The sequence below is a fragment of the Micromonospora sp. MH99 genome, assembly GCF_021442385.1.
GTDB lineage: Bacteria > Actinomycetota > Actinomycetes > Mycobacteriales > Micromonosporaceae > Micromonospora.
On sequence record NZ_MUZA01000011.1, the window covers coordinates 55,846 to 78,928 of the forward strand.

Below are 23,083 nucleotides of genomic sequence, written 5' to 3' on the forward strand. Positions count from 1 at the left end.
GGGTCACCGGCGGGCGGTGGACCGCCGGTACGCCCAGGCCGAGAGGCCCAGGAACGCCACGGTCCACCCCGCGAGCACGGCGAGCCCGGACGGGGTGGGTGCCAGACCGGCGGCCGAGCGCCATCCGAGTTCCGCGAACCGGTACGTCGGCAGGGCGTGTGCCAGGTGACGCAGCACGGCGGGAAAATACGCCACGGGCACGAGCAGGCCGCCGAGCACCGACAGGCCGAGAAAGACGAGGAAGTTGACCGACTGGGCGAACTGCGGGGTGAGGCCGTACCCGATGGCGAGCCCGAGCAGCGCGAACGGCACCGTGCCCACCCACATCAGCAGCAGCAGCGCCGCCCACCGGCCGGCGCCCAGCTCGACGTGGTGCTGGATCCGTCCGGCGCAGCCGACCGCCAGCACCGACGGCACGCCGCTGAGCGTGCAGACCAGGGCCTTCGCGCTCACCGCCTGCCAGGCGGGCAGCGGAGTGACACGCAGCTGGCGCAGCCAACCCGACGCGCGCTCGTGGGCGACCGACGCGCCCACCGAGAGCACACCCGCCACCGCGCCGTAGCCGGCCAGGCCGACCATGAGGGCGGCGGCGGCGTCGACGCCCTCCAGCCGGTCGTCGCCGGGGCCCACCGACGAGAAGATGACGTACGTGACCACCGGTGAGAGGACGGTGAACAGCAGCAGCCGTGGGTCGCGGGCCAGCCGGCGCAGTTCGAATCGCAGGTACGCGCGCATGTCAGTGCTCCGTCGAGGTGGTGGTGAGGGTGAGGAAGGCGGCTTCCAGGGCGGCGGCGGTGACCTCCAGGCCCCGGAAGCCGCGCGTGCCGGCCAGCGCGAGCACCGTGGCGTCGGCGTCGTCGGTGGTGAGCACGACCCGCTCGCCCCGGAGCTGCACCGACCGGACTCCGGGGAGCGCGTCGAGGCCGTCGACCGGCCCGCCGGCGAGGTCGAAGGAGACGGTACGGCCGCCGGCAAGCGCCCGGATCTGCGCCGGCGGTCCGTCGGCCACCACCCGCCCCGCGGCGAGCACCACGACGCGGTCGGCGAACTCGTCCGCCTCGTGCAGGTGGTGGGTGCTGAACAGAACCGTGTGCCCCTCGGCGGTGTACCTGTGGATGGCCGCCCAGAACGCCTGCCGGGCGGCGACGTCCAGCGCGGCTGTGGGTTCGTCGAGGACCAGCAGGTCCGGGTCGCCGGCCAGCGCGAAGGCGAACCGCGCCCGTTGCGCCTCACCGCCGGAGAGCTTGTCGAGGCGGCGGTCGGCGCGTTCGGTCAACCCGGCCAGGGCCAGTACGCGGTCGGTGGCCACCGCTCGGGGGTAGAGCGCCCGGGCGAGGTCGACGACCTCCCGGATCGTCGCGCTCGGCACCCAGCCGGCGTCCTGGAGCATCGCGCCGACCTGTCCCGCCCGGACCGCCTCGGCGGGGGGCCGACCGAACAGGGTCACGGTGCCGCTGTCGGGCCGGTCCAGACCCAGCAGGAGCGAGAGGGCGGTGGTCTTGCCGGCGCCGTTGGGGCCGAGCAGGGCCACAGTGCTGCCCCGCGCGATGCTCAGGTCGAGCCCGTCGACGGCCCGGACGGGACCGAACCGTCGGGTGAGGCCGCTGAGGCGTACGGCTGTGTCATCCATGCCCGTCACGCTATGCAGGCTCCGGCGGCGCGGGCAGAGCCACCGGTACGCGGTCGGCCAGGACATTTGTCCCGCGGATGGCCGTCCGTCCACTGTGCGGCCGGGTCGGGTCGCCGATCCCCGGGGGACCGCGGGCCCGACCCCGGACGGATCTCGGGGCCGGGCCGCACGGTCGGGCTACCGCGTCAGCTTCTGGTCCACCGCTGGCTGGTCCCGCCGTTGCAGGTGGAGAGGACCACCGGGCTGCCGTTGGCGGTGCCGGCGGAGTTCGGGGTGAGGCACAGACCCGACTGGACCCCGGTGACCGTGCCGTCGGATCCGAGGTTCCACTGCTGGTTGGCGCCACCGTTGCAGTCCCAGATGATCACCCGGGTGCCCGAGGTCGTCCCGGCGCCCTCGGCGTCCAGGCACTTGGTGCCGTACACCTGGAGTTGCCGGCCGGCCGTCGACGTCCACTGCTGGTTGGTACCGCCGTTGCAGTCCCACAACGCCACCTGGGTGCCGTTCGTCTGCGAGCGGGACGGGACGTCCAGACACCGGCCGGCGTTGACGTTGCGCAGCGGCGCGGCCGTGCCGCCCGGCGGCGGGGTGGTGGGGGTGGTGGTGTCGAAGCCGAGGAAGCGGATGGCCTGGGCGGCGTCGAACGGGATCGAGTGGCCGTAGCCCTGGAAGCTGATCGCCTCGACCGGGGCGGTCGGGCCGGTGCCTCCGTAGCGGGTGCGGGTGGCGCTGGTCTGCGGGTAGTCGGTGTAGCTGGGGGTCTGCGAGACGCCCAGCACGTTGGTCCACTGTTTGATCTGTTCGCCGAAGTTGACGTAGCTCAGCGTGGTGTCCGTGGTGCCGTGCCAGATCTGGACGCGGGGGCGGGCGCCGGTGTAGCCGGGGTAGGCGTTGCGGACCAGGTCACCCCACTGCTGGGGGGTGCGGGTGATCCGTCCGCCGGAGCATTCGCTGTTCCATTCCGCGCCGTTGGTGGTGGCGAAGCAGCCGAACGGGACTCCCGAGGAGCTGAAGCCGGCGCTGAACAGGTCCGGATAGAGGCCGAGCATGACGTTGGTCATCATGGCGCCGGAGGAGAAGCCGCCCACGGCGATCCGGGTCGGGTCGACCGGGTAGCGGGCGCGGACGTAGTCGAGCATGGACTTGAGGCCGACGGGGTCGCTGCCGCCGTCGCGGCGCAGGGCCTGCGGGGAGGAGACGTCCCAGCACTTGCTGCTGCGGGTCACCGACGGGTAGATCACGATGAAGCCGTAGCGGTCGGCCAGGGCGCTGAGGCCGAAGCCGGTGTGCACGGCCGGGCCGCTGCCCGTGCAGTAGTGCAGGGCGAGCAGCAGCGCCGGGCGGGCCGCGACCCGGTCCGGCACGTACAGGTGCATCTGCAGGTTCGTCGGGTTGGTGCCGAAGTTGCTCACCTGGGTGAGCGTCGCGGCCGACGCCGGCGTGGCGAGCGTGACCACTGCCGTCATCGTCGCCAGGGCCGTCGCCAACCCGGCGGCCAGCAGCGCGAGCCTTGTTCTCATCGGCGGTTCCTTCACAGTGTGCGTGCGGCGGTGGCGGTGGGGCGTGCGGGAAGAAGGCCCGGACGCATCGACTGTGAGCGATAACATTCGGTTCGTCAAGGCGTGACGTATGACGTCAATTCACCCGTGCGAGCGGGTCCACTTGAGATCCCCGATTCGACCATGACATTCTTGGCCGTCGATAACTCGCTGCGCGCGGGGCTGACGCCCGTCCACTGGGCAGCCGGGACCGGACCACGGATCCCGGGGGACGGAGCACGAGCGATGGGGCGCCGGGGCCTGTCCGTCCACGAGTCCGCCCGCCGCCGCGCCGCTGCATGCCGGCCGGGTGACCCACTGTCGTTCACGCAAAGGAACCCGACCATGCGCAAACCGATCCGCCGTGCGGCGCTCCTGGCGGGCGTGCTGCTCGCCGCGACCGCACTCCCCGGCATCGACCCACCCAACGCCAGCGCGGCAGCCGATCCCGACACCGTCGCCGTGACCGTGAACGCCCGCGCCGGGCTGGCGCGGGTGTCCGACACCGCGTTGGGCGTCAACCACGCCATCTGGGACCAGAACCTGGGCACCGCCGAGACGTCCGACCTGCTGCGCGACGCCGGTGTGCAGATGATGCGCTATCCCGGCGGCTCGTACGCCGACATCTACCACTGGAAGGACCACACCGCGCCCGGTGGGTACGTCGCCCCGGACACCGACTTCGACACGTTCATGGCGGCGGTCAGGCGGGTCGGCGCCCAACCGATGATCATCGCGAACTACGGCACCGGTACGCCGGCCGAGGCCGCCGACTGGGTGCGCTACGCCAACGTGACCAAGGGCTACGGCGCGAAGTACTGGACGGTCGGCAACGAGAACTACGGCAACGGCCATTACGGGTCGGCGTGGGAGGCGGACGACCACCCGGACAAGAGCGCCAGCCAGTACGCGCGGCTGGTCGTCGAGTACGCCGACGCGATGAAGGCGGTCGACCCGAGCATCAGGGTGGGCGCGGTGCTCACGATGCCGGGGAACTGGCCGGACGGGATCACCGCCGGCAGCGACCCCGGCTCCTGGAACCAGACGGTGCTCTCAATCGCCGGCCCGAAGATCGACTTCGTGGACGTGCACTGGTACCCGGGTGGCACCGCCGCCGAGTCGCTGACCCGCACCAACCAGCTCCCGGACGCGACGTACCTGCTCCGGCAGCAGCTCAGCAGGTACGCGGGCCCGAACGCCGATCGGATCGGCATCAGCTTCACCGAGCTGAACGTCGGCGCCGGCCAGAACACCCAGCCCGGGGCGCTGTTCCTGGCCGACGCGTACAGCGGGCTGCTGGAGAACGGCGTCTTCACCGCCCAGTGGTGGAACGTGCACAACGGCATCGGCACCGTGAGCGAGGTGGCGGGCCAGACCGACTACGGCGACTTCGGCATGCTGTCCAGCGGCGGCTGCACGGCGGACGGTTCGGTGTGCGAGCCGCCGTTGAACACGCCGTTCGCGCCGTACCACGCTCTGACGATGATGAAGCTCTTCGCGAAGACCGGCGACCAGTTCGTGCGCGCCGGCACCGACGAGCCACTGGTCAGCGCGCACGCCGCCCGGCGGGGCAACGGCGACCTGGCCGTGCTGCTGATCAACAAGGACCCGGAGGCGGCCCACGACGTCGCCATCGACTACGCCGGGTTCACGCCGTCGACGGCCGCGCCGACGGTGTCCACCCTCACCAACGGCGCGACGGGCATCGCCACCGACCAGTCCGGCTCGGCGACCAGCCGGACGCTGCCGCCGTACTCGCTGACGACGCTCGTGCTGCGCCCGGCCGGCACGACCGCCGGGCGGCCGTCGGCCCCGGGCCAGCCCACCGCCAGCGGGGTCACCGACCGGGGCGCGACGATCACCTGGCCGGCGGCCACCGCCGGCAGCAGCCCGATCGCCAAGTACGAGGTGTACCGGCAGAACGGTGCGGTCAGCGAGCAGCTCGGCGAGACGGCGACGACGTCGTTCACGGTCGGCAACCTGGTGCCGGGCAGCAGGTACACCGTCAACGTGCTGGCCCGTGACACGGCCGGCCGGGTGTCCTGGGCCTCACCGCCGTTGACGTTCGCCACCGGCAGCCCGGCGACCAGCGCGTGCACGGTCCGCTTCACCGCCGCCAACGACTGGGGCAACGGCTACATCGGGGGCGTCGAGATCACCAACAACGGGACGAAGCCGATCACCGGTTGGACGCTCACCTGGACCTGGCCGACCGGCTGGCAGCAGGTGAGCAGCGGCTGGAGCGCCGGCTGGGAGCAGGTCGGCACGGCAGTGCGCGTCACGCCGACCGACGACAACCGGCAGATCGCTCCGGGCGCGAGCGTGAGCGCCGGCTTCGTCGGCGCCTACAGCGGGCCGAACGTGCTGCCCACGGCGTTCACCCTCAACGGCACCGTCTGCACGAGCGGCTGACACCGCCGCGATGAGCGTGATGCCTGTGCGTCATCTAGATGACGCACAGGCATCACGCTCATCAGGACAGGAACTGCCCGCCATGGTCAGCCCGCCTGTCGTACGGTCACCGTGGCCGACCCGGTGTCGTCCGCCCACGGGTCGAGAACCAGGGTGTACGTGCCCTTCTTCGGCAGCGGGCCCGCCTCGAACCTGCCGCTGCCGCCGATCACACAACCGGTGGCCAACGTCGCACCGTCCGGACCGTTCAGCAGCAGGATTCCGCACCTGTCGGACAGGCTGGCGCCGGTCACCTCGACGGTGACGCGGCGACCGGCGTCGGCGGGGAACCGCAGCCGGCTCACCGCGCCCGGCCGGCCGACGGTCAGCGTGACGGCCCGCCCGTCCGCGACGGTGTCGGCCTGCTCGTCGTGCGCGTCGCGCAGCCGCACGTCCGCCCAGCCGGTGTCGGTGGAGGTCCCGTCGACCTCCAGGACGTAGCGGCCCGTCGCCGGTAGGACGAACCCGTCCACGTAGCCCTGGCCGCCGATCACGCAGCCGGTGGCCACCTCCACTCCCGCCGGGTCGCGCAGGCCCAGCACGCCGCACCGGTCCGGCAGGGTGGCGGCGGTGACCTGGAGGAAGACCTTCTGGCCGGCACGCCCGTCGAACGCCAGGCGGCTCACCGCCCCCGGTTGGGCGAGCGTCGCCCGCACCGCCGGCCCGTCCAGCGTGAGTGTCTTCTCCTCGTCGGTGACGGTGACGACCCGTACCGTCGCGCGGCCCAGGTCGGCGTCGGCCGGGTCGAGCACCACCTGGTGGTCGCCGGTCTCGGTGAGCGTGGTGGTGTCGATGAAGCCGACACCGGAGATGACGCAGCCGGTCGCCAGTTGACGCCCCTGCGGGTCGAGCAGCAGCAGGATGCCGCACCGGTCCGGCGTGGTGGCGGCCGGCACCTCGACGAAGATCTTCTGACCGGCGCGGCCGGGCACCTTCAGGGCGGCGGTGGCACCGGGTCGGGTGACCTCCAGGGTGACGTCACCGACGCCGGGGACGTCCCGCTGGGCCCGCGCGGCGTCGGTGGCGAACGCGACCTGTCCGGTGAGGGCGACGTCGAGCGTGCAGTCGGCGAGGGTCCGCGGGTCGGTGACGCCGGCCCGCCGGCAGACGAGTTCGGCGGTGGCCCGGTTGGGCAGGTCGCCGACGGTGAGCAACCGGTCGGGGAAGCGCCGGTCGGTGAACGTGCCGGTGTCCTGACCCGGTTCGTAGTCGAACAGCGACCGGGGGGCCGCGACGCGCCAACTGTCGGCGAAGCCGGGGTAGAGCGCCTCGAACGTGGGCGGCTGGGCCACCCGCTTACCGTCGCGGACGGTCAGATCGTCGCCCGGGTCACCGTCGTGGTCACCGAGCAGACCCTCCAACGTCCCGGCCCGGGCGTCCGGAGCGCTGACGCTCACGCTCAGCCCCCACACGCCGAGGGGGTGCGCGGTGAGCCGGGTGCCGTCCGGCCAGTCCGCCGTCACCGTGCCGTCCCACCAGGTGGTGACCGTGCCGCCGTGCGGGAGCTTCGTCCCGGTCGGCGCGACGATCGCCGGTGCGCCGTTCACCCGGACGACCGGGCCGCCGGGCGTCGCGTACACGGTGACCCGGTCGCCGCGCACCCGTGCCGCGACCGCGGAGTTGACGGCCACCGTCGAGCTGGCCGGGAACATCGTCTGTCGGGTCTGGACCTCGAAGTCGTCGGTCGTCGAGCGGCTGAGCACGAACTCCCCGGCGGCCTGGAAGTCGTACCGGAGGCCGTCGTAGGTCAGCAGGTGCGGGTCACCGTTGCTGTTCGCGCAGCGGTAGCCCTTGCCGATCACGGAGATCGAACAACCCCCGCCCGAGGGCGGTCGCGGCGCAGGCGGGTCGCAGTCCTTGCCATTCGACGGCAGCTTCATGCCGCTGTACGTCGTGCGCAGCGGCAACCCGGCGCCTGCGCGGTACGCGTTCTCCGCCAGGACCGCGTGCACCTCGCCGGGATCCACGCCGCTGGCGAACTGGCCGCCCTGGGTGCAGAACTGACCCCGATCGGTGTCGTTGGCCAGGTCGAGAGCGTGGTTCATCTCGTGGATGAGGGTGGCGCACTGGTCCTCGGTGAAGTCCTTCCCCTCGCCCGGCAACGCGCGCCCGTCGTTCTCCGGCACCCAGTTGATCTGCACGTCGCTGCCCGGGACGTACGTCGTCGTGTCGCTCTCGTTGCCGACGATGGGCCGGCGCACCTTGATCGTCTTCTTGTGGGCCTGCAACGCGTCGAGCACCGCGCCGTTGCCCGAGCCGCGGATCTGCCCGACGCAGCCCGCGTACTCCGTCTGCACGTCGGAGTTGACGCTGATCACGGCGGACGCCGACTGGGGGGCCAGCAGCACCAGCACCCCGGCCAGGACCACGCCCAGACGGATCGCGCGCACGCCGGTCACCCGCCCCTCACCTCGAAGTCGACAGTGCCCTGCTCGGCCGTCGCGGCGCAGGCGTCCGCCGGCACGTCCGGCAGGGGTGCCCGCAGGTAGCCCACCACCAGCCGGTACGCCCCCGGCTGGTCCACCGGCCACCACGTCACCGTGGCGCCGCCGCGCCCGTCGGAGGCGGAGGTGGTCAGCGCCGCCCCGACGGGGCTCTGCGGGTCACTGCCGAGGGTCAGCTCCACCGAACCGCGCGGTGACACCGGGACCAGGTTCTCGATGAGGTACGCCGTGAAGTCCCGGTAGTAGGCGGCAGCACCGATGGCGGGGGCGACCGGCGCTCCGTCGCGCGTGAGCGACAGCACCGTCACCGCCCCGTCCGGCACCCGGCTCAGTCGGCACTCGGCGTCCCGGTTGTTGACCAGCTTGAGCCGCAGGTTGACCTGTTCACCCACCCGGTACGCGGGCTGCGAGGCCGTGACGGTGAGGCCGACAGTCGCCGTACCGCCGGAGGGGGCCGGCGCGGGACGCGACCGGCGGCATCCGACAGTCGTGGCCAGTAGCAGCACGGCGAGGCAGCCGGCGAGCGCCACCCGCCCTGCCGACCCTGCCCGGGGTACGCCCATGGGCCGCGCGCCTCCTCGGACCGACGTCCGTCGTCGGCGATCCCGGCCAGCCTGCGCCGCAGGTGCGGGTGAGCGCTGTCGTCATCCGGCCCGGCTGATGTCCAGTAGCCGACGCGCCCGACGGCCGGGCGCGGCCGTCAGAGGCGCCAGATCGTGGCCGCGCCGGCCAGGGCGGCTTCGTGGTATGGCGTCCGCGTTGAGCCGCCGGCGATGACCTCGACCGGCCACTTCTGCCGCAGTGTCGTCCACAACTGCGCCATCACTCCCGAGTACGTCGCGAGCTCGTCGGCGCCCTCGGCCACCTGCAACACGTACAGCCAGGCTGCGTTGTCCGGTGCGCCGTCGAGCGGCGCCCGCCAGACGCGGTGCAGGCTGCGGCCACCCCGACGCGGGGCATCGGTGGACAGGAGGTCGTCGGCAGGTGTCGGGTCGGGGGCGTCCGCCGGGCCGGTGGGGCTGAACCGGTACGGCGGGGCCGGCACCTCGGCGATGATCGGCACGTCGGCCAGGTCGCTGCCGTCCGGGTCACCGAGGAAGGAGCGCATCAGGGCCTTTTCCTCGGCGGTGATGCCGACCCCGTGGTACGCGAGGTTCAGCAGCAGCGTGTCGTCGGCCAGGTCCAGTTCACCTGCGGAGTAGTGCTCCCGCACGGTGCCGAGGGTGTCGTCGGCCAGCCGCCCCGCGAGGCGGCGGCACACCTCGGCGACCGCCGCGTACGACTTCACATCCATGGTGTTCATCTCTTGTTGTAGGGGCCGAGATCGGTCGTCGTGACGTTCCCCTGGGCGTCCTGGACAACCCTGACGATCCTTCTGCCCTTCGGGCCTTCCCAGGTCCAACTGCCGTCGCCGCCGACAGCGGGATTACTGTAACGAGGCGCGACGCTGCCCGGGACTCCCCGGGGAGCGGGGGTCGGCGCATTCGGGTTCTTGATGACGCCCGGGTCGCTCGGGTCCACCGGGTAGGACGTGCGTATCTCGCCGTCGGCGAGCACCGTCGTCTTGACCTTGACGCCGTCTACAACGCCTTCGTAGTCGTACGCCCACCGCTGATTGCCGTTCGCGTCCTTGGTCAGGTACGGCCCTTTCACCGGCGGGCCCTGCTGCGTCACCTGAATCGCGGCGTCGCGAATCTTCGACTCGTCCCAGGTCTTCGGGAACTCCGTCTTGTCGCGCAAGCCGGTGCCCGCGAGGTGGCCGCCCTGCCGGCCGCCATCACCCTCGATGATGTGCTTCTTCGACACATCGGTGTACCGAATGTCGCCCGGGTCCGGCGGCCGCGTCGGCTTGGGTGGCCGGATGGGCTGCGTCGACGCGGGCGGCGTGGGCGGTGCGCTTCGCTGCGTCGGCGCGGAGTTGGTGGCGCCCGAGCCGCTCGACCCGGCCCGGGGCCGCTGCTGCGACACCCGCACCGTCGTCGGGGAGCCACTGGAGATCGGCGGCCCTCCGGGCTGCGGACGGCCGAGGGGCGCCAGCGCCGCGCGGATCGCGGTGGCGCAGCGAGCCGCCGCGGCCTGATAGAGGCTCTTCGCCGCAAGCGCGGAAGCCCGAGCCTGCTCGCGTTCCGCCTCGCACAACCGCGCGGCCTGACCGATGCGGACGGCCATCGTGAAGACCGGCTCTCGTTGCCCCGCCGCGTACGACTCGTTGAGCCCGCGCCAGACACCCGGCCCGTAGGTGCGCCGACCGGTCAGGCCGCAGAACTGACCGAGCAGGTTCCGGTACTGACTGTCCGCAGCCATCGCGAGGCGTAGCGCGGCCCGGGACTGTGCCTGGGCACGCGCCAGCTCGTTCGCGAAGGCGGACAGGGCCTGTGCGCCGGCGAGGTAGGCGTCGGCCAGGGCCTTCGCCTGGTCGGGCAGTTGCGCGAGTTCGCGGTCCACGGTCGCGGCGAAGTCGCCCCGCAGGGCCAGCGCGCCGCTGCTCGCCGCGATGGACCGCAGTCGGACGTGGTGCCCGTTGGCCGCCGCGGCCCGGCGCTGGAAATCGGCCGCCATGGCCTGGATCGAGGCTGGTTCGCCGGGGGTCGGATCACCGTCGTAGAGGTCGAGGACCTGCCAGTCGTCCATGTCGGCAGGTACTCAGCCGTTGATGCCCCCGGCCAGCCGGGCGTCCAGCTCCTGGTGCTCGCGGACGACCCCCACCAGGAACGACGACATGCCCTCCAGCCCACCGATCATGTTCTGGGCGCCGGTGGTCCACTGCTGGTAGGAGTCCTGGAAACGGCCCGACGCCAGCTGGGTGCGGAACTCGCTGTTGACCAGTTGGTCGATCATCGCCTTCAGGGCGTTCAGCTTCTGGGTCATCTCCTCCTGCCCGCTGGTCAGGCTCCGGGCCGCCGACTGGAGACCCTCGTAGCCGACGCTGACGTCACTCATGAGTCTTCCCCTTCGAAGGTTGGTTGGTCGGCAACTGACTGCCGAGTGCGCTGTCGAGCTGGGCGTGGCCCGCGACCACACCGTCGAGCCGGGCCGCGGCCGCCGCCACGGCAGCCAGCAGGCCGGCCCGGTGCCGCGTCGCCGCCGTCGTGAAGTCCGTGAGGGCGACGTCGACGTCTCGCGAACCGGTCGCCGCGAGGCGCGGGGTCTGCTGCCCGGTCGACTCCAGATCCGAGCGTACGTGCGTCAACTGTCGGGCGGCGTCGACGACCGCGTCCCGATCAAAACCGAACCCGGTTGCCATCGCCCCGTGACCCTTTCGGGAAGCCGTGTCTCCGGCGATCGGAGTCGGCCTCGCGGACCACTGGCGACGGACCCACCGGGCGGGTCGGTCTGTTGTGGACGGACACCGGCCCGTGACCGGGCGGAGTATCGTACGCGCCGACTGTAGTGCTCGACGGCAAGGAGCGCGAGGGTGTCAGATCCCCAGCCGGCGCAGCGGCTCGTCGCGGGTCGCTACCGGTTGGAGAGCGTGCTCGGCCGGGGTGGCATGGGGGTCGTGTGGCGCGCGACCGACGAGCTGATCGGGCGCGTCGTCGCGGTCAAGGAGGTCCGCGCACCGGCCGGTCTGACCGGCGAGGAACGCCTGCTGTTCGGCGAGCGGGCGCTGCGGGAGGCGCGGACCGCCGGGCAGATCAACCATCCGGCGGTCGTGGCGATCCACGACCTGGTGCCGGCCGGCGGTGACGACGAGGCCGTCTACATCGTGACCGAGCTGGTGGACGCCCCCACGCTGGCCGACCTCCTCGAACGGGAGGGGGCGTTGCCGCCGGCCCGGGTGACGGCGATCGCCGTACGCATGCTGGACGCGCTGGACGCCGCGCACTCGGTAGGTGTCGTGCACCGTGACGTCAAGCCCGGCAACATCATGGTGCTCCCCGGCGACGCGGTGAAGTTGCTCGACTTCGGCATCGCGCAGGCGGTGGGGGACGCACGCCTGACCCGGCACGGCATGATGGGCTCGACCGGGTACCTCGCACCGGAGCTGTTCCACGGCAGCGAACCCACGCCGGCGGCCGATCTCTGGTCGGCGGGCGTGACGCTCGCCCAGGCCGTCACCGGTGAGCTGCCGTTCGAGCGGGCGTCCACCGCGGCCACCCTGCACGCCGTCCTGTACGACGACATCCCGGCCATGACGTGTGGGGAGCCGTTGGCCACGGTGATCAGTGGCCTGCTCACGCGGGATGTGGCGCACCGGCTCACCGTCCAGCGGGCCCGCGATCTGCTCGCCGTTCCGGTCGACGCCGGGGCGACCGGCCGCCGGGACACCGCCGCCTCCGACCCACTCGCCTCGGACGGCGTCGAGGCCGACGCCGACGGCGACGCCGACGGTGAGCCGGTGGGCGAGTCCTGGGAGCGGCAGGCCACGACCGTGCACCCGGACCGGTCCACGCCACCTCGCCAGCGGCAGAGCGCGGCGTCATCACCACCGTCGACCGGGGCGGTGGCGACCACGTTCCCGGTCGAGGTGCCGGAGAAGACCCGGGGCGCCCTCGTCCTGGCTCAGCTGGCCCTGATCGTCCTCACGATCTGGGCGGTTGTCCTGTTCGTCGAGGTGGTGACGGCAAGCGTCCTCCCCGAGTGGATGCCGATCCCCGCCGCCCTCACCATCGGGGTGCTGGCGTTTTGGACGGCGGCGGATGCGATCGTCGACCCGTGGCACGGCACGCTGCGGTTCGGCCCGGATTCCCTCCGCTTCCAGGGCGCGCGCGGATCACCGCCCGACCTGCCTTTCAAGCATGTCGCCAGCATCGCGGTGTGGCCCGGCGCCGGGTCGTCGACCGGCACCTCGCGGCTGGGGATCGAGCTGTCGGCGCGTACGCCCGCGCCGGCGCACGGGAGGGTGTTCCAGGGGCCCCCGCAGCGGGACGGCCGGGGGCCGATGTGGATCGTCGGTGACATCGGCATGGGCCCGAAAACGATGGCAGCCAGACTGGGCACCCTCGTCCCTGAGCACGTCCGGATCGATCAGTCCCCGGAGGTGCCGGTCTGGGCGGCTCGGGCGTTCCAACCGCTCGGCCCCCGGCGGCCGGGGCTGCTGCTGCGGTTCGTGTTGGTCGCCAGCCTCATCCTGGGCGGTCATCTCCTCGTGCACCAGCGGAATTCCACGATGGTGACGCTGGACGACGCCGAGGTCAGCGCGGTGGCGTTCAGCCCGGACGGCGTGACGCTCGCCAGCGCGGACGCCGGGACCTTCGCGATCACATTCTGGGATGTGGCGACGCGCAAGACGGCAGCCGTCGCCGCGGGGCACCGCGAGGAGATCAAGGTGCTCGTCTTCAGCCCCGACGGCAAGACCCTCGCCAGTGGTGGGCGGGACGGTGTCGTCAAGCTCTGGGATGTCGCCAGCCGGCAGGTCCGGGCGACACTCGTCTTCGGCGAGTACGACACGGTGACCCGGCTGCTGTTCTCTCCCGGTGGGGACAGCATCGCGGCCGTCGGTTCCGGCGACGTCAAGGTGTGGCCGATGGCGTCGTTGGGCAAGCCGGTCGACCTGTCGGCGGGGGACATGGGGGTCCAGACGATTCGCTTCACTCCGGACGGACGTGTTCTCGTGGGCATCGACGGGCAGGGCGGGGTTCGTGCCTGGGAGGCGACCAGTGGCCGCAGCGCCGCCCGGATCACCGGGCCCATCGCGCCGTGGGCGGAATTCAGGTCCGACGGTGACACGGTGATCCGTGCCTCCGGCACCGGCGCCGTCGTGGCGACCCTGGACGGCGGGACGACGCCCCCCGACGCGGCCGCGTTCGGGCCAGGCGACCTCTTCGTCACGGCCGAGCGGGGCGAGGTGCGGATCTGGCACACCACCACCGCCCGGACAGTCCACAGGTACAAGGAGGGCTTCCTGGACTCCGACGTCCTGCCGTCCGAGGCGGTGGTGATGGCGCCGCGCGGCGAGGTCGTCGCCCTCGGCGGCGACGAGGGGCTGCGGCTGTGGACGTACGGCCCGTCCCGGTGAGGACTCGGCGATGATCCTGCGAATGACCGTGCGGGACGCCGACACGGGGGCGACGCACGACATCGAGGTGAGCGCCGCACCGGCCACCAGCGTGCGATCCCTGCTGGCCGCGCTGCCCATCCCGGCCACGGGCCGGCGCTGCTTCGCCGGGGCCGTCGCGCTGGATCCGGCCGCGCGTCTGGCGGACACCCCGCTGCTGGCCGGCTCGGTGCTCAGCGTGGGTGGCCCCGGACCGGCCGGTCGTCTCGTCACCGACGGCGCGGTGGGCGTACTCGAGGTGGTTGCCGGCCCGGACGCGGGCCTGGCTGTCGCGTTGCGACCCGGAACCCACCCGATTGCTCGCACGTCCTCGGCGGCGCTGCCGCTGCGCGACGCGGACGTCTCCCGCCGCACGCACGCCCTGCTGGAGGTGTCGGCGGACGGCACGGCCACCCTCACCGATGGCGGATCGAGCAACGGCACGTTCGTCGACGGTGCCCGGATCACGCACCCGACCGCCGTGGCGTCGGCCAGCGCACTCCAGATCGGCGGGAACGAGGTGCGGTGGACACCCCTGCCCGCCGAGGCGCGGCGGACGGTCCGGGCCGCGGATGGTCGGGTCGACTTCGACCGCGCCTTCGCCCGCGCACCGGTGATCGGAGTCGTCGAGGTGTCCATGCCGGTGCGACCCATCGTCGCCCGGGGGCCGGTGGCCGCCGGGATCCTGCTGGGCGGCGCGGGGTCAGTGGCGACCGCCCTGTTCACCCACACGCCGATCCTGCTGCTCGGCGCGGCGATCTCCGTCGGCGCTCTCCTGCTCAACCAGTCGGCGCAGGAGAAGCAGGACGCCGAACGCCAGGCCGAGTTCACCAAGGCGAAGAAGGCAGTCGAATCGGCTGTCGCCGCCCAGGTCGAGGCCGAGCAGCGGGTACGCCGGACGCTCGCACCGAGCCCCGCCGAGATCGTCGAGATCGCCGGCGGTGTGCGGTCCGGCCTGTGGACCCGCCGCGCCGGGGCACCGCACGCGCTGGCGCTGCGGGTTGGCGTCGCCGACGAGCCGGCGTCGGTGACGGTCCGCGGCGAGCCCTGGCCGGAGTTCCGCACCCCGAAACTGTCGGCGGTCCCGATCACCGTGGACCTGGGCGTCGTCGGTGTGCTCGGCGTGACCGGCGCGGACGAGGCGGTCCACGACGTCCTGCGCTGGCTGCTGCTGCAACTCGCCACCCTGCGCGCCCCCGACGATCTGCGGATGGTGCTGCTCAGCGCCGCGGAGGTCGGCGGCCTGACCTGGGCGCGCTGGCTGCCGCACATCGACGCGGGTGACGCGGCGGCGTACTCGTGCCGGATCGGCAACACCGCCGGCACCCGCACCGAGCGGGTACGGGAGCTGCGTACTCTCGTCGCGTCCCGGCGTGCCGAACGCGACCCGCAGCGGTTCGTGGACGTGGTCGTCGTCCTCGACGGCGCGCTGGCGCTGCGCGACCTGCCCGGGATGGACGAGGTCCTGCGGGACGGGCCGGCGGTCGGGGTGTACCTGATCTGCGCCGACCGGCACAGCATGAACGAATGCCGGGGGCTGATCGAGACGTCGGGCGACTCGACGCGCCTCACCGCCAGCCCGGACGGCCAGGCGGTGACTGTCGACGCCGACGGGGTCGACGCGACGACCGCCGAGCGGCTGGCGCGGGCGTTGGCGCCGATGCGGGACCGGGCGACCCGCGGGGCGGCCCAGAACGCCATCCCACGGTCGGTACGCCTGCTGGATCTCCTCGACCTCGGCACGCCCACCGCCGCCGACGTGCTGGCGCTGTGGGAGCGGGGTCGGGGTCCGCGGACCCGTGTGCTGCTCGGCGCGGACGCGACCGGGCCGGTGGCCGTCGACCTCGCCGGCCAGGGCCCACACACCATGCTGGGCGGCGCGACGGGCGCCGGAAAGAGCATCCTGCTGCAAACCCTGGTCACGTCGTTGCTGCTGGCCAACCGGCCGGACGAGCTCAACCTGGTGCTCGTCGACTTCAAGGGTGGCAGCGCCTTCCTGCCGTTCGAACACTGCCCGCACGTCGTCGCCCTCATCCGGTCCACCGGTGAGACCCCCGCCGACGTGTTCGACGACGCGGCGGCGGCCCGGGTCCTCGCCTCGCTCCGGGCGGAGGTGAGCCGGCGCGAGTCCCTGCTGGCCCGCCACGACGGCGAGATCGACAGGTACTGGCAGAAGCGCCTGGGCGGGACGGCCCTGCCGCCGCTGCCCCGACTGGTGCTGATCTTCGACGAGTTTGGCCGGGTGCTGGACGCCTCTCCCGACTTCGTCAGGGAACTGGTGAACGTCGCCGCGAAGGGCCGCTCGCTCGGCATGCACCTCGTCCTGGCCACGCAGTCGTTGCAGGGCAAGCTGTCGCCGGAATTGAAGAACAACGTGTCCCTGCGGATCAGCCTGCGGCAGAACGAACCTGCCGACAGCACCGAGGTGCTCGGCGTGCCGGACGCCGCCAGCATCCCGGGCGTGCTGCGCGGACGCGGCATGATCCTGTGCACCACCGCCGAAAGCCGCGTCCCACAACCGTTCCAGTCCGGCTATCTCGGCGACCCGCCGCCGGCGGGCGGTGCCACCCCGGCTCTGGTCCGGGTCCTGAGCGCGACGGACCTCGGCGCCGCGCGACCCACCGCCGCGCCGAGAGCCGGCAGCGGGCCCACCGACCAGGAACTCGCCATCGCGGCGATCGAGGAGGCCGCACAGCGGTCCGGGCTACCGGCCCCCTTCCGACCGGTGCTGCCCCCGCTGCCGGCCACGCTGACGGTGGACGAGCTTCCGGCACAGTGGACCGCCGCCGCGCCGAGGACTGCCGTACCATTCGGCCTCGCCGATGACCCGGCACGCCAGGCGCAGCCGGCCGACTTCCTCGACCTCGCCGGGGCCGACCGGCTCCTCGTCGCCGGTGGCCCGCAGTCCGGCCGGACGACCTTCGCCCGGACCCTGATCACCGGCCTGGTCGGTCGCTTCCGGCCCGACCAGGCCCACCTGTACGTCGTGGAACGGCACCCGGCGGGCCTGGCCGAGTACGCGGGTTTGCCGCACTGCGGCGGGGTCTTCTCGCCCGCCGAGCCCGACCGGATCCGTCGCCTGGTCACCTGGCTCGACGAGGAGATCCAGCGCCGCGCCGGCAGCGCGTCTCCGCCGGACACAGCCCGCCCGTACATCGTGGTCGTCATCGACGGCTGGGAGCACTTCGAGGACCACGGCGACCCGACCTTCGTCGAGACGTCCCTGGTCGCCACCCTGCGCGGCGTCATCAGCGCGGGTACGCCGCTCGGAGTGCACGTGGTTCCGATCGGCGGCCAGGACATGCTGACCCACCGGTTGCCGACCCTCTACAACCGTCGGCTGCTCCTGCCGTTTCCCAAGGAGGAGACCCGGCGGATGCAGCTGCTGACCAGCATGACCAGTCCGCCCGTCCTCCCCGGGCGGGCCATCGACGCCGGCAGCGGACGGCACGTGCAGATGTGCCTACCGACCCGGTCGGTAGCGGACCTCGCCGCCGAGCCGCACGACACGCCCGCGCACCGGCGGCCCCGGCGGTTCCCCGCCCTGCCGTCCCGCGTCGATCTCGCCGCGCTCGACACCACCGCGGCCGGCCAGGGCCGGTCGACGTGGATACCGCTGGGTGTCGGTGGGCCCGACACGACCACCATCGGCGTCGACCTGTTCGAGGCCGGGCCGCACCTGATGCTGATCTCCGGGACCGGCGGGACCGGCCGTACGACGGCCGCCGCCGCTGTGGTCCACGCGCTTCGCCGACGCGGCATCGGCGTACTCGCCGTCGCGCCGCCGCAGTCTCCGCTGCCGGGGCTGCTCTCCGACGACCCCGGGCTCCGGGTGGTCACCGGCGTCGCGATCAGGGACACCGACCTCCGCGAGGCCGTCGCGGCCTTCGGCGACATGCCGTACGCAGTGGTCGTCGACGACGTCGACCGGATCACCGTGCTGCCCACCGAACAGGGCTTCGCGAGCAGCCCCACGCTCCTCGACGACATCGTCCAACCGGCGGCTCGCGGCCGGCGGGCCCTGATCGTCAGCGCCGACGCCGCGCCCCTGTTGACTGGTTTCCCCAGCCCGCTCACCCGCCTGGTCAACGCTGTCATGCTGGCCGGGACACGCCTCGTGCTGGCCCCGAGCAACCGGACGACGGCAGTGGCCCACAACATCACCCTGGAGCCCGACCAGTACCTCACCGGCCCTCCCGGGCGCGGCTACCTCTCCACCGGTCGTACCCCGGTGTTGGTGCAGGTGGCAGCACCCTGAGCCGCGCCGGACCGCGCCGGCCGTACCTCGGAGTGCGTTGAGGTTGGGTCCAGCCGCCCGCGACGAGAGCCCGGCGGACGGCTTCGGCGACCTCCTCGGGGCGGGCGCGGACCAGCCAGGCCGGGAAGCGCAGGATCCGGTCGCCGCTGGTCCAGACGTCGTTCTGCCGCCGCATGTCGGCCGCCCACTGCCGGGCGTCCATGTGGTGCGCGTCGTCGATCTCCACCTGCACCCGCCATTTTTTCCAGTACGCGTCCAGCCAGCGGTTGCGGCCCGCCGCGTCGACCCGGTGTTGTTGCAGGTCCGGTGCGGGCAGCCGATGCTGTCGGCACAGCCGCACAAAGTTGATCTCGGACAGCGCCTGCGCGCCGCCGCTGATGTCGCCGACGGTCTGCCGGATCAGTCGTCGGCGGGGTGCCCGGGGCAGGACGTCGAGCACGGCATCCAGCTCCGCGGGCAGCACGCGGCGCTGTTGGCAACCGGCGGCCAGCACCCCCTGCGCCTCGTCCACACCGGCCGCCCATCCGGCGGCGTCCACGAGGGCGCGTGCGGTCGTCGTGCGCGGCGGGCGGGCGAGCTGGAGATGAGCGTCGGGGAGGACCGTGGTGCGATGGACCAGCACGGCGGGCATGTCGATCGGAAGCCGCCGCAGGCTGGTCCGCGCGGCGCGACGGTCGGCGGGCACCAGCAGGTGCAGGGGTTCACGCCGCAGTCCCCGTACCCCGGCCTCGGCGGCGGCGGTCGCCCCAGCCAGGACTGCTCCCGCGCCCGCCGCCAGCACGGCCACCCACAGTTGCTGGTCGCGGGTCAGCCGGCCGTTGCCGGTCAACAGGACCCCTCGGCACATCGACCGCCAGCGGCCGGTGCGGATCCGGCTCCGCACCAACCCCTCGCCGAGCAGTCGCGCGGCTTGCGCGGTCGTCAGCACGCCCGCCTGCTCGAAGGCGAGCCATTCGAGAGCGTCAGCGTCATCGGCGGGCAGCATGTCGTCGAGCGTTGCGGTTGGTTGGTCCCCGCGCCACCAAATCTTGGACAGTTACCGTCCGCGGAGGACGGTAACTGTCCAAGATCTGCGCAGACGCTGTTCCCGGTCGACGTCCCGCCTGATTCGTCGACGATGTCAGCTCCACAGCCTCCGAACTCCACTACCGCCCCGCGAGGCGACGTGGTCGGCATCCTCGGTGCTGGCGAGCGTTTTCGGTCAGCCGTCGATGCTTTGGAAGGTGGTGTAGTTGCAGGAGTAGCCCAAGTAGTCCGTAGGACCGTTCGCCCCGCAGATCTCCATCCGGACCACGTCGTTCGCGTAGACCTGAGCCGGGTCCCAGATGACCGAACTCCCGGATCCGCCGCCGTTGTACTTGGTGTCCCGCAGGACGCCGTTGACGTAGACCCGGCCCAGGACCCCGTCGCCGTTGGCGCAGGTGTCCTTCACGACGAAGTAGTCGTCGTTCATGCCGCCGCCGGGTGCACCCTCGCCGTAGTCGACGAAGTCGAGGCGACCGGCCTGGCACATCGTGTAGTCGTCCCAGTAGGTCACGTAATGGTCGTCGTTGCCGGCTGCGGAGGCCGGGGAAGCGCCGACGACCAGGGCGCCGGCGACCGCCGTGACCGCCATCGACATGGTGAGCGCGAGACGCTGGACCTGCATGTGCGACCTCCACGAGTGGTGCTGTCGGGCCGACGGATCCGTCGGCCGGCACCAGCGTATGGACGCGATTTGACAGGTTTCCAGCATCGACGTCTGTTCCGCACAGGCGGCGTCCCGCCCGGCCCGGTCAAGGGCGAGTTCGGTCTTGTCCCGAACGATGTGTTCGGGACAAGACCTGGCCACTCACTCGGGCATCTCGCTCTGCGGGGTCGGTCAGGCGACCACCGACCGCAGTGGCACTCCGGCGGTGCGCAGCGCGCGTACCAGATCGTTCGTGAAGGGGTGTTCGTCGGCCTGGAGGCCCTGCGGGTTGGGGATCACGACGTACGCCGAGGTGCCCTTCGCGGACGTCCGGGCGTCGGTGGTGAAGCGTTCGACGATGGCCCGCGTGCGGGCCAGGTCCGTCGCCGCGACCTCGATGGTGGTCGGTCGCCAGCCGCCGCCCAGGTCCGCCGCGACCGGCGCGGCGGCGGCGCTGGCGCGCGCCGCGTCGGTGCCGGGCGTGCGTCGGGCGTCGGGTGCGCCCGGCGGGTAGAGCAGCGCGTTGGCCACCAGGTGCAGACCATTCTCGTTGTACGCGCGAAAGAGCGGGTTGAACGCGAACAGCACCGACCTGCCGGCGCCGGTCGGCTCGTCGACGACGGCCGCCGTGCCCTTGAGGATGTCCGCGCCGACGGTGTAGCCGTTGGCCCAGAACGTGTCGCCGGCCGGGTAGGTGAGCACGTTCGTCCCGGTGGTGCTGGGGTTGAGGATCGGGTCGCTGTTGTTGAACTCGAAGTCCTCGGCGGGGCGGCCGAGGGCGACCGGGTTGTCGGTGTCGACGTCGACCCGCAGGTGCGAGCCGATCACCAGGTAGTCGGCCGGTTTGGTCTTCTCCGTGGTGGAGGTGAGCCCGGCGGCGCGGGCCAGCCGGGTGCCCTCGTTGCGCAGCCCGACGTAGGTGTGGCCCTGGGCGATCCAGTCGCGCAGGTTGGCCTGCCCGGCGGCGGTCAGACCGCCGGTGGCGTTGCTGCCGTCGGGGACCAGCAGCACCGTACGCCCGGTGAACGCCGCGGTGTTGTCGTTGATGTCGGCAGTGGTGACCGGCGTGAGGTCGAGGCCCCACCGCTTGCCGAGCACGTACCGGGCCTCGCCGTGCGAGCCGGACGTGGTGGAGATGCCGGTGCCCTGGAACAGCCCGACGTCGGGCAGGTCGAGGCGGGTCCCGGTGGGGCGCCCACCGGGGGTGAGGGTGACCCCGGCGGCCTCGGCCAGGTCGTCGACCGTACGGCTCAGCCGGCTCGCCGGGATCGCGACGCGGCTGGTGGTCAGGTCCCGCACGAGCGGCACGCCGCGGCCGAGCAGGGTGAAGGTGAACTCCGCGGCGGCTGCCGAGTCCAGCGGGTACGTGTAGGAGCCCCACGGCCACGCCAGGCCGCTCCGGCCGCCGGTGATCTCCCGGACGAGCTGGGCGTTCGGCCGGACGTTGTCGCCCGTGTAGATCGTGGACACGCCCATCAGCAGCGGGTTGCTCCAGGAGGACACGTCGTAGAAGTACGGGAACGGCACGTACGGGTCCTCGCCCATGATCGCCTGGATCCAGTGTTTCTGCGGCTGGTCCATCGGGATCCAGTACGCCCCCTTGGGCACCGTCACGTTTGTGGCGCTGCGACCGCCGAAGACCCGGGCGGTGGGCACGCGGGTGGGCTTGCGCACCTCGTACACCTCGACGTCCATGCGGCGTAGCCGCTCGACGAGCCGGCGGACATCGGCGAGCTGCCGGTCCGGCAGCAGGAAGTACGAGCGGATCGTGATGTCGGGCACCGGGAACTGGACCTCGTTGGTGGGCTGCACCACCTCGTTCGGCTCCAGGGCGCCCGCCCGGCCCTCGGCGAGCGCGTCGGTCCAGATGTCGAAGTAGCCGTCCAGCACCTCCCGCTTGTTGGCGGCGGCCCAGCCGAGCGTCGACCACTGGGTGTGGAACTGCTGCTGCACCCGGTCGGCGACGGCCGAGGCGCTGCCCTTCTCGTACGTCATGCCGGCCGCGCCGAATCCGGTGGTCGGCACGGTGTCGCCGTACCCCATGAAGAACATGTCGTACGTGTCGTAGTTGAAGTAGCACTCGGTCGTGACGGTGTCGTCGCAGGCGCCGTTGTAGCCGAAGCCGGCCTTGTTGGCCTCGCCGATCCGGTTGATCCAGTCCACCGCCTCGCCGGCGATCTCGTGGTGGATCGGGTCGGCGTTGGGCGGGAAGAAGTACTGCCGGCCGCCCATCTCGTGCGCGTCGATGAAGACCTGCGGCGGGTAGCGGCGCAGCAGTTCGAGTTTGCCGTCCGTCTCCTGCTGGGTGCGGGCGAACCAGTCCCGGTTCAGGTCGAAGCCGAACTCGTTCTGCCGCCGGGTCGCGTCGCGGCCGTCCGGGTTCTGGGTCGGAACGATGATGGTGACCAGGTTGTCGTTGCGGCGCGCGATCTCGCAGGACAGGCCGGCGGCCAACTCGTACAGCGTCTTGAGGGCAGCGTCGGTGCCGCTCTTCTCACCGCCGTGCACGTTCGCGGTGACCCAGACGATGGCGGGGCTGTCCTTCGCCGTCCGCGCGGCGGTCCGTGCGCTGGTCCGGCGGGGGTCACGCAGGTCGCGTACGTCGTCGGCGATCTTTCGCAGCTCGGACGGCCGCACGTGGCGCTCGTTGGACACCACCGCGTACGGCAGGGGCTGGCCGAGCACGCTGGTGGCCGTCACGCCCGTGACGACGCGGTCGGAGGCCCGGTCCACGGCCCCGAGGTAGGTGCGGACCTCGTCGTTGGTGACGACCCGCTCCTGTCCCGTTCCGAGGGGGAAGCCGAGCACGGCCTCCGGGGTGGGTACGCCGCCCAGCCGTGCGCCCGGGTCGGTGCTGCATCGCGACGGTGGGGCGGCGCTCGCGGATGGTGTGCCGCCGAGCAGGGGAGTCGTGCCGAGAAGGAGCGCGATCGCGGCGACGCCTGCCAGCCGCCTGGGAGGGACCGTCCAGAACGGACGCGATGATGGGGCCATGTCTCGGGTTCCCTTCTTGGGGGAAAGCCTCGCAGTGGCCGGAGCCTATGAATGGGCCGACGCGGCGGTCAAGGTCTGATCGACACCGATGACTGCATGGGATGCCGGCTCCGGGAGCGACT

Annotated in this window: 15 protein-coding genes; 3 read left to right on the top strand and 12 right to left on the bottom strand. The window is 72.3% G+C overall.

The window, feature by feature from the left end; all coding sequences use genetic code 11:
- Positions 1–3 precede the first annotated feature (3 nt).
- From B0E54_RS08620 to B0E54_RS08630, 3 genes are all read right to left on the bottom strand, one after another.
- Positions 4–735 carry an ABC transporter permease gene (locus B0E54_RS08620; RefSeq protein WP_234582747.1) on the bottom strand — a complete coding sequence of 244 codons (732 nt, stop codon included), beginning with the start codon at positions 733–735 and terminating at the stop codon, positions 4–6.
- 1 nt (position 736) lies between these two features.
- Positions 737–1,630, bottom strand: coding sequence for an ABC transporter ATP-binding protein (locus B0E54_RS08625; RefSeq protein ID WP_234582748.1), 894 nt, complete (start codon positions 1,628–1,630; stop codon positions 737–739).
- 185 nt (positions 1,631–1,815) lie between these two features.
- A complete protein-coding gene (locus tag B0E54_RS08630; protein ID WP_234582749.1) occupies positions 1,816–3,150 on the bottom strand; it encodes a PHB depolymerase family esterase in 1,335 nt (444 codons plus the stop codon).
- Between the two features lie 363 nt (positions 3,151–3,513).
- On the opposite strand from B0E54_RS08630, the gene B0E54_RS08635 reads away from it, so the two are divergent.
- The gene (locus B0E54_RS08635) at positions 3,514–5,580 is read left to right on the top strand and encodes a cellulose binding domain-containing protein (RefSeq protein ID WP_234582750.1); all 2,067 of its coding nucleotides are present in this window, start codon (positions 3,514–3,516) and stop codon (positions 5,578–5,580) included.
- An 86-nt stretch (positions 5,581–5,666) separates the two neighbouring features.
- On the opposite strand, the gene B0E54_RS08640 is transcribed toward B0E54_RS08635, so the two are convergent.
- From B0E54_RS08640 to B0E54_RS08665, 6 genes are all read right to left on the bottom strand, one after another.
- Entirely contained in the window at positions 5,667–8,009 is a 2,343-nt protein-coding gene (locus B0E54_RS08640) for a VWD domain-containing protein (protein WP_234582751.1), read from the bottom strand.
- Positions 8,010–8,014: 5 nt separating this feature from the next.
- Complete coding sequence (locus B0E54_RS08645; protein WP_234582752.1) at positions 8,015–8,626, bottom strand: hypothetical protein; 612 nt, start codon at positions 8,624–8,626, stop codon at positions 8,015–8,017.
- Positions 8,627–8,763: 137 nt separating this feature from the next.
- Complete coding sequence (locus B0E54_RS08650) at positions 8,764–9,357, bottom strand: hypothetical protein (RefSeq protein ID WP_234582753.1); 594 nt, start codon at positions 9,355–9,357, stop codon at positions 8,764–8,766.
- 5 nt (positions 9,358–9,362) lie between these two features.
- Positions 9,363–10,694 carry an EndoU domain-containing protein gene (locus B0E54_RS08655; protein ID WP_234582754.1) on the bottom strand — a complete coding sequence of 444 codons (1,332 nt, stop codon included), beginning with the start codon at positions 10,692–10,694 and terminating at the stop codon, positions 9,363–9,365.
- 12 nt (positions 10,695–10,706) lie between these two features.
- Positions 10,707–11,003: a WXG100 family type VII secretion target gene (locus B0E54_RS08660; protein ID WP_234582755.1), complete on the bottom strand. Its 297-nt coding sequence runs from the start codon at positions 11,001–11,003 to the stop codon at positions 10,707–10,709.
- Positions 10,996–11,307 carry a hypothetical protein gene (locus B0E54_RS08665; protein WP_234582756.1) on the bottom strand — a complete coding sequence of 104 codons (312 nt, stop codon included), beginning with the start codon at positions 11,305–11,307 and terminating at the stop codon, positions 10,996–10,998. The genes B0E54_RS08660 and B0E54_RS08665 overlap by 8 nt, the downstream gene beginning before the upstream one ends.
- A 171-nt stretch (positions 11,308–11,478) precedes the next feature.
- Between B0E54_RS08665 and B0E54_RS08670 the strand changes: the two genes are divergently transcribed.
- Positions 11,479–14,022: a WD40 repeat domain-containing serine/threonine protein kinase gene (locus tag B0E54_RS08670; protein WP_234582757.1), complete on the top strand. Its 2,544-nt coding sequence runs from the start codon at positions 11,479–11,481 to the stop codon at positions 14,020–14,022.
- A gap of 10 nt (positions 14,023–14,032) precedes the next feature.
- Complete coding sequence (locus B0E54_RS08675) at positions 14,033–18,298, top strand: FtsK/SpoIIIE domain-containing protein (RefSeq protein ID WP_234582758.1); 4,266 nt, start codon at positions 14,033–14,035, stop codon at positions 18,296–18,298.
- Here B0E54_RS08675 and B0E54_RS08680 read toward each other — a convergent pair.
- The 3 genes from B0E54_RS08680 to B0E54_RS08690 form a co-directional block, all read right to left on the bottom strand.
- Positions 18,225–19,283, bottom strand: a complete 1,059-nt coding sequence (locus tag B0E54_RS08680) for an endonuclease domain-containing protein (protein WP_234582759.1) — start codon at positions 19,281–19,283, stop codon at positions 18,225–18,227. The two genes, B0E54_RS08675 and B0E54_RS08680, sit on opposite strands and share 74 nt — an antisense overlap.
- Before the next feature lie 216 nt (positions 19,284–19,499).
- Positions 19,500–19,946: a hypothetical protein gene (locus B0E54_RS08685; RefSeq protein WP_234582760.1), complete on the bottom strand. Its 447-nt coding sequence runs from the start codon at positions 19,944–19,946 to the stop codon at positions 19,500–19,502.
- Between the two features lie 213 nt (positions 19,947–20,159).
- Positions 20,160–22,961, bottom strand: a complete 2,802-nt coding sequence (locus B0E54_RS08690) for a M14 family zinc carboxypeptidase (protein WP_234582761.1) — start codon at positions 22,959–22,961, stop codon at positions 20,160–20,162.
- Between the last annotated feature and the right edge of the window lie 122 nt (positions 22,962–23,083).

Coding starts and splice junctions, on each gene's coding strand:
- B0E54_RS08620 (WP_234582747.1), bottom strand. CDS start 735: ATGCGCGCGTACCTGCGATTCGAACTGCGCCGGCTGGCCCGCGACCCA.
- B0E54_RS08625 (WP_234582748.1), bottom strand. CDS start 1,630: ATGGATGACACAGCCGTACGCCTCAGCGGCCTCACCCGACGGTTCGGT.
- B0E54_RS08630 (WP_234582749.1), bottom strand. CDS start 3,150: ATGAGAACAAGGCTCGCGCTGCTGGCCGCCGGGTTGGCGACGGCCCTG.
- B0E54_RS08635 (WP_234582750.1), top strand. CDS start 3,514: ATGCGCAAACCGATCCGCCGTGCGGCGCTCCTGGCGGGCGTGCTGCTC.
- B0E54_RS08645 (WP_234582752.1), bottom strand. CDS start 8,626: ATGGGCGTACCCCGGGCAGGGTCGGCAGGGCGGGTGGCGCTCGCCGGC.
- B0E54_RS08650 (WP_234582753.1), bottom strand. CDS start 9,357: ATGGATGTGAAGTCGTACGCGGCGGTCGCCGAGGTGTGCCGCCGCCTC.
- B0E54_RS08655 (WP_234582754.1), bottom strand. CDS start 10,694: ATGGACGACTGGCAGGTCCTCGACCTCTACGACGGTGATCCGACCCCC.
- B0E54_RS08660 (WP_234582755.1), bottom strand. CDS start 11,003: ATGAGTGACGTCAGCGTCGGCTACGAGGGTCTCCAGTCGGCGGCCCGG.
- B0E54_RS08665 (WP_234582756.1), bottom strand. CDS start 11,307: ATGGCAACCGGGTTCGGTTTTGATCGGGACGCGGTCGTCGACGCCGCC.
- B0E54_RS08675 (WP_234582758.1), top strand. CDS start 14,033: ATGATCCTGCGAATGACCGTGCGGGACGCCGACACGGGGGCGACGCAC.
- B0E54_RS08680 (WP_234582759.1), bottom strand. CDS start 19,283: ATGCTGCCCGCCGATGACGCTGACGCTCTCGAATGGCTCGCCTTCGAG.
- B0E54_RS08685 (WP_234582760.1), bottom strand. CDS start 19,946: ATGCAGGTCCAGCGTCTCGCGCTCACCATGTCGATGGCGGTCACGGCG.
- B0E54_RS08690 (WP_234582761.1), bottom strand. CDS start 22,961: ATGGCCCCATCATCGCGTCCGTTCTGGACGGTCCCTCCCAGGCGGCTG.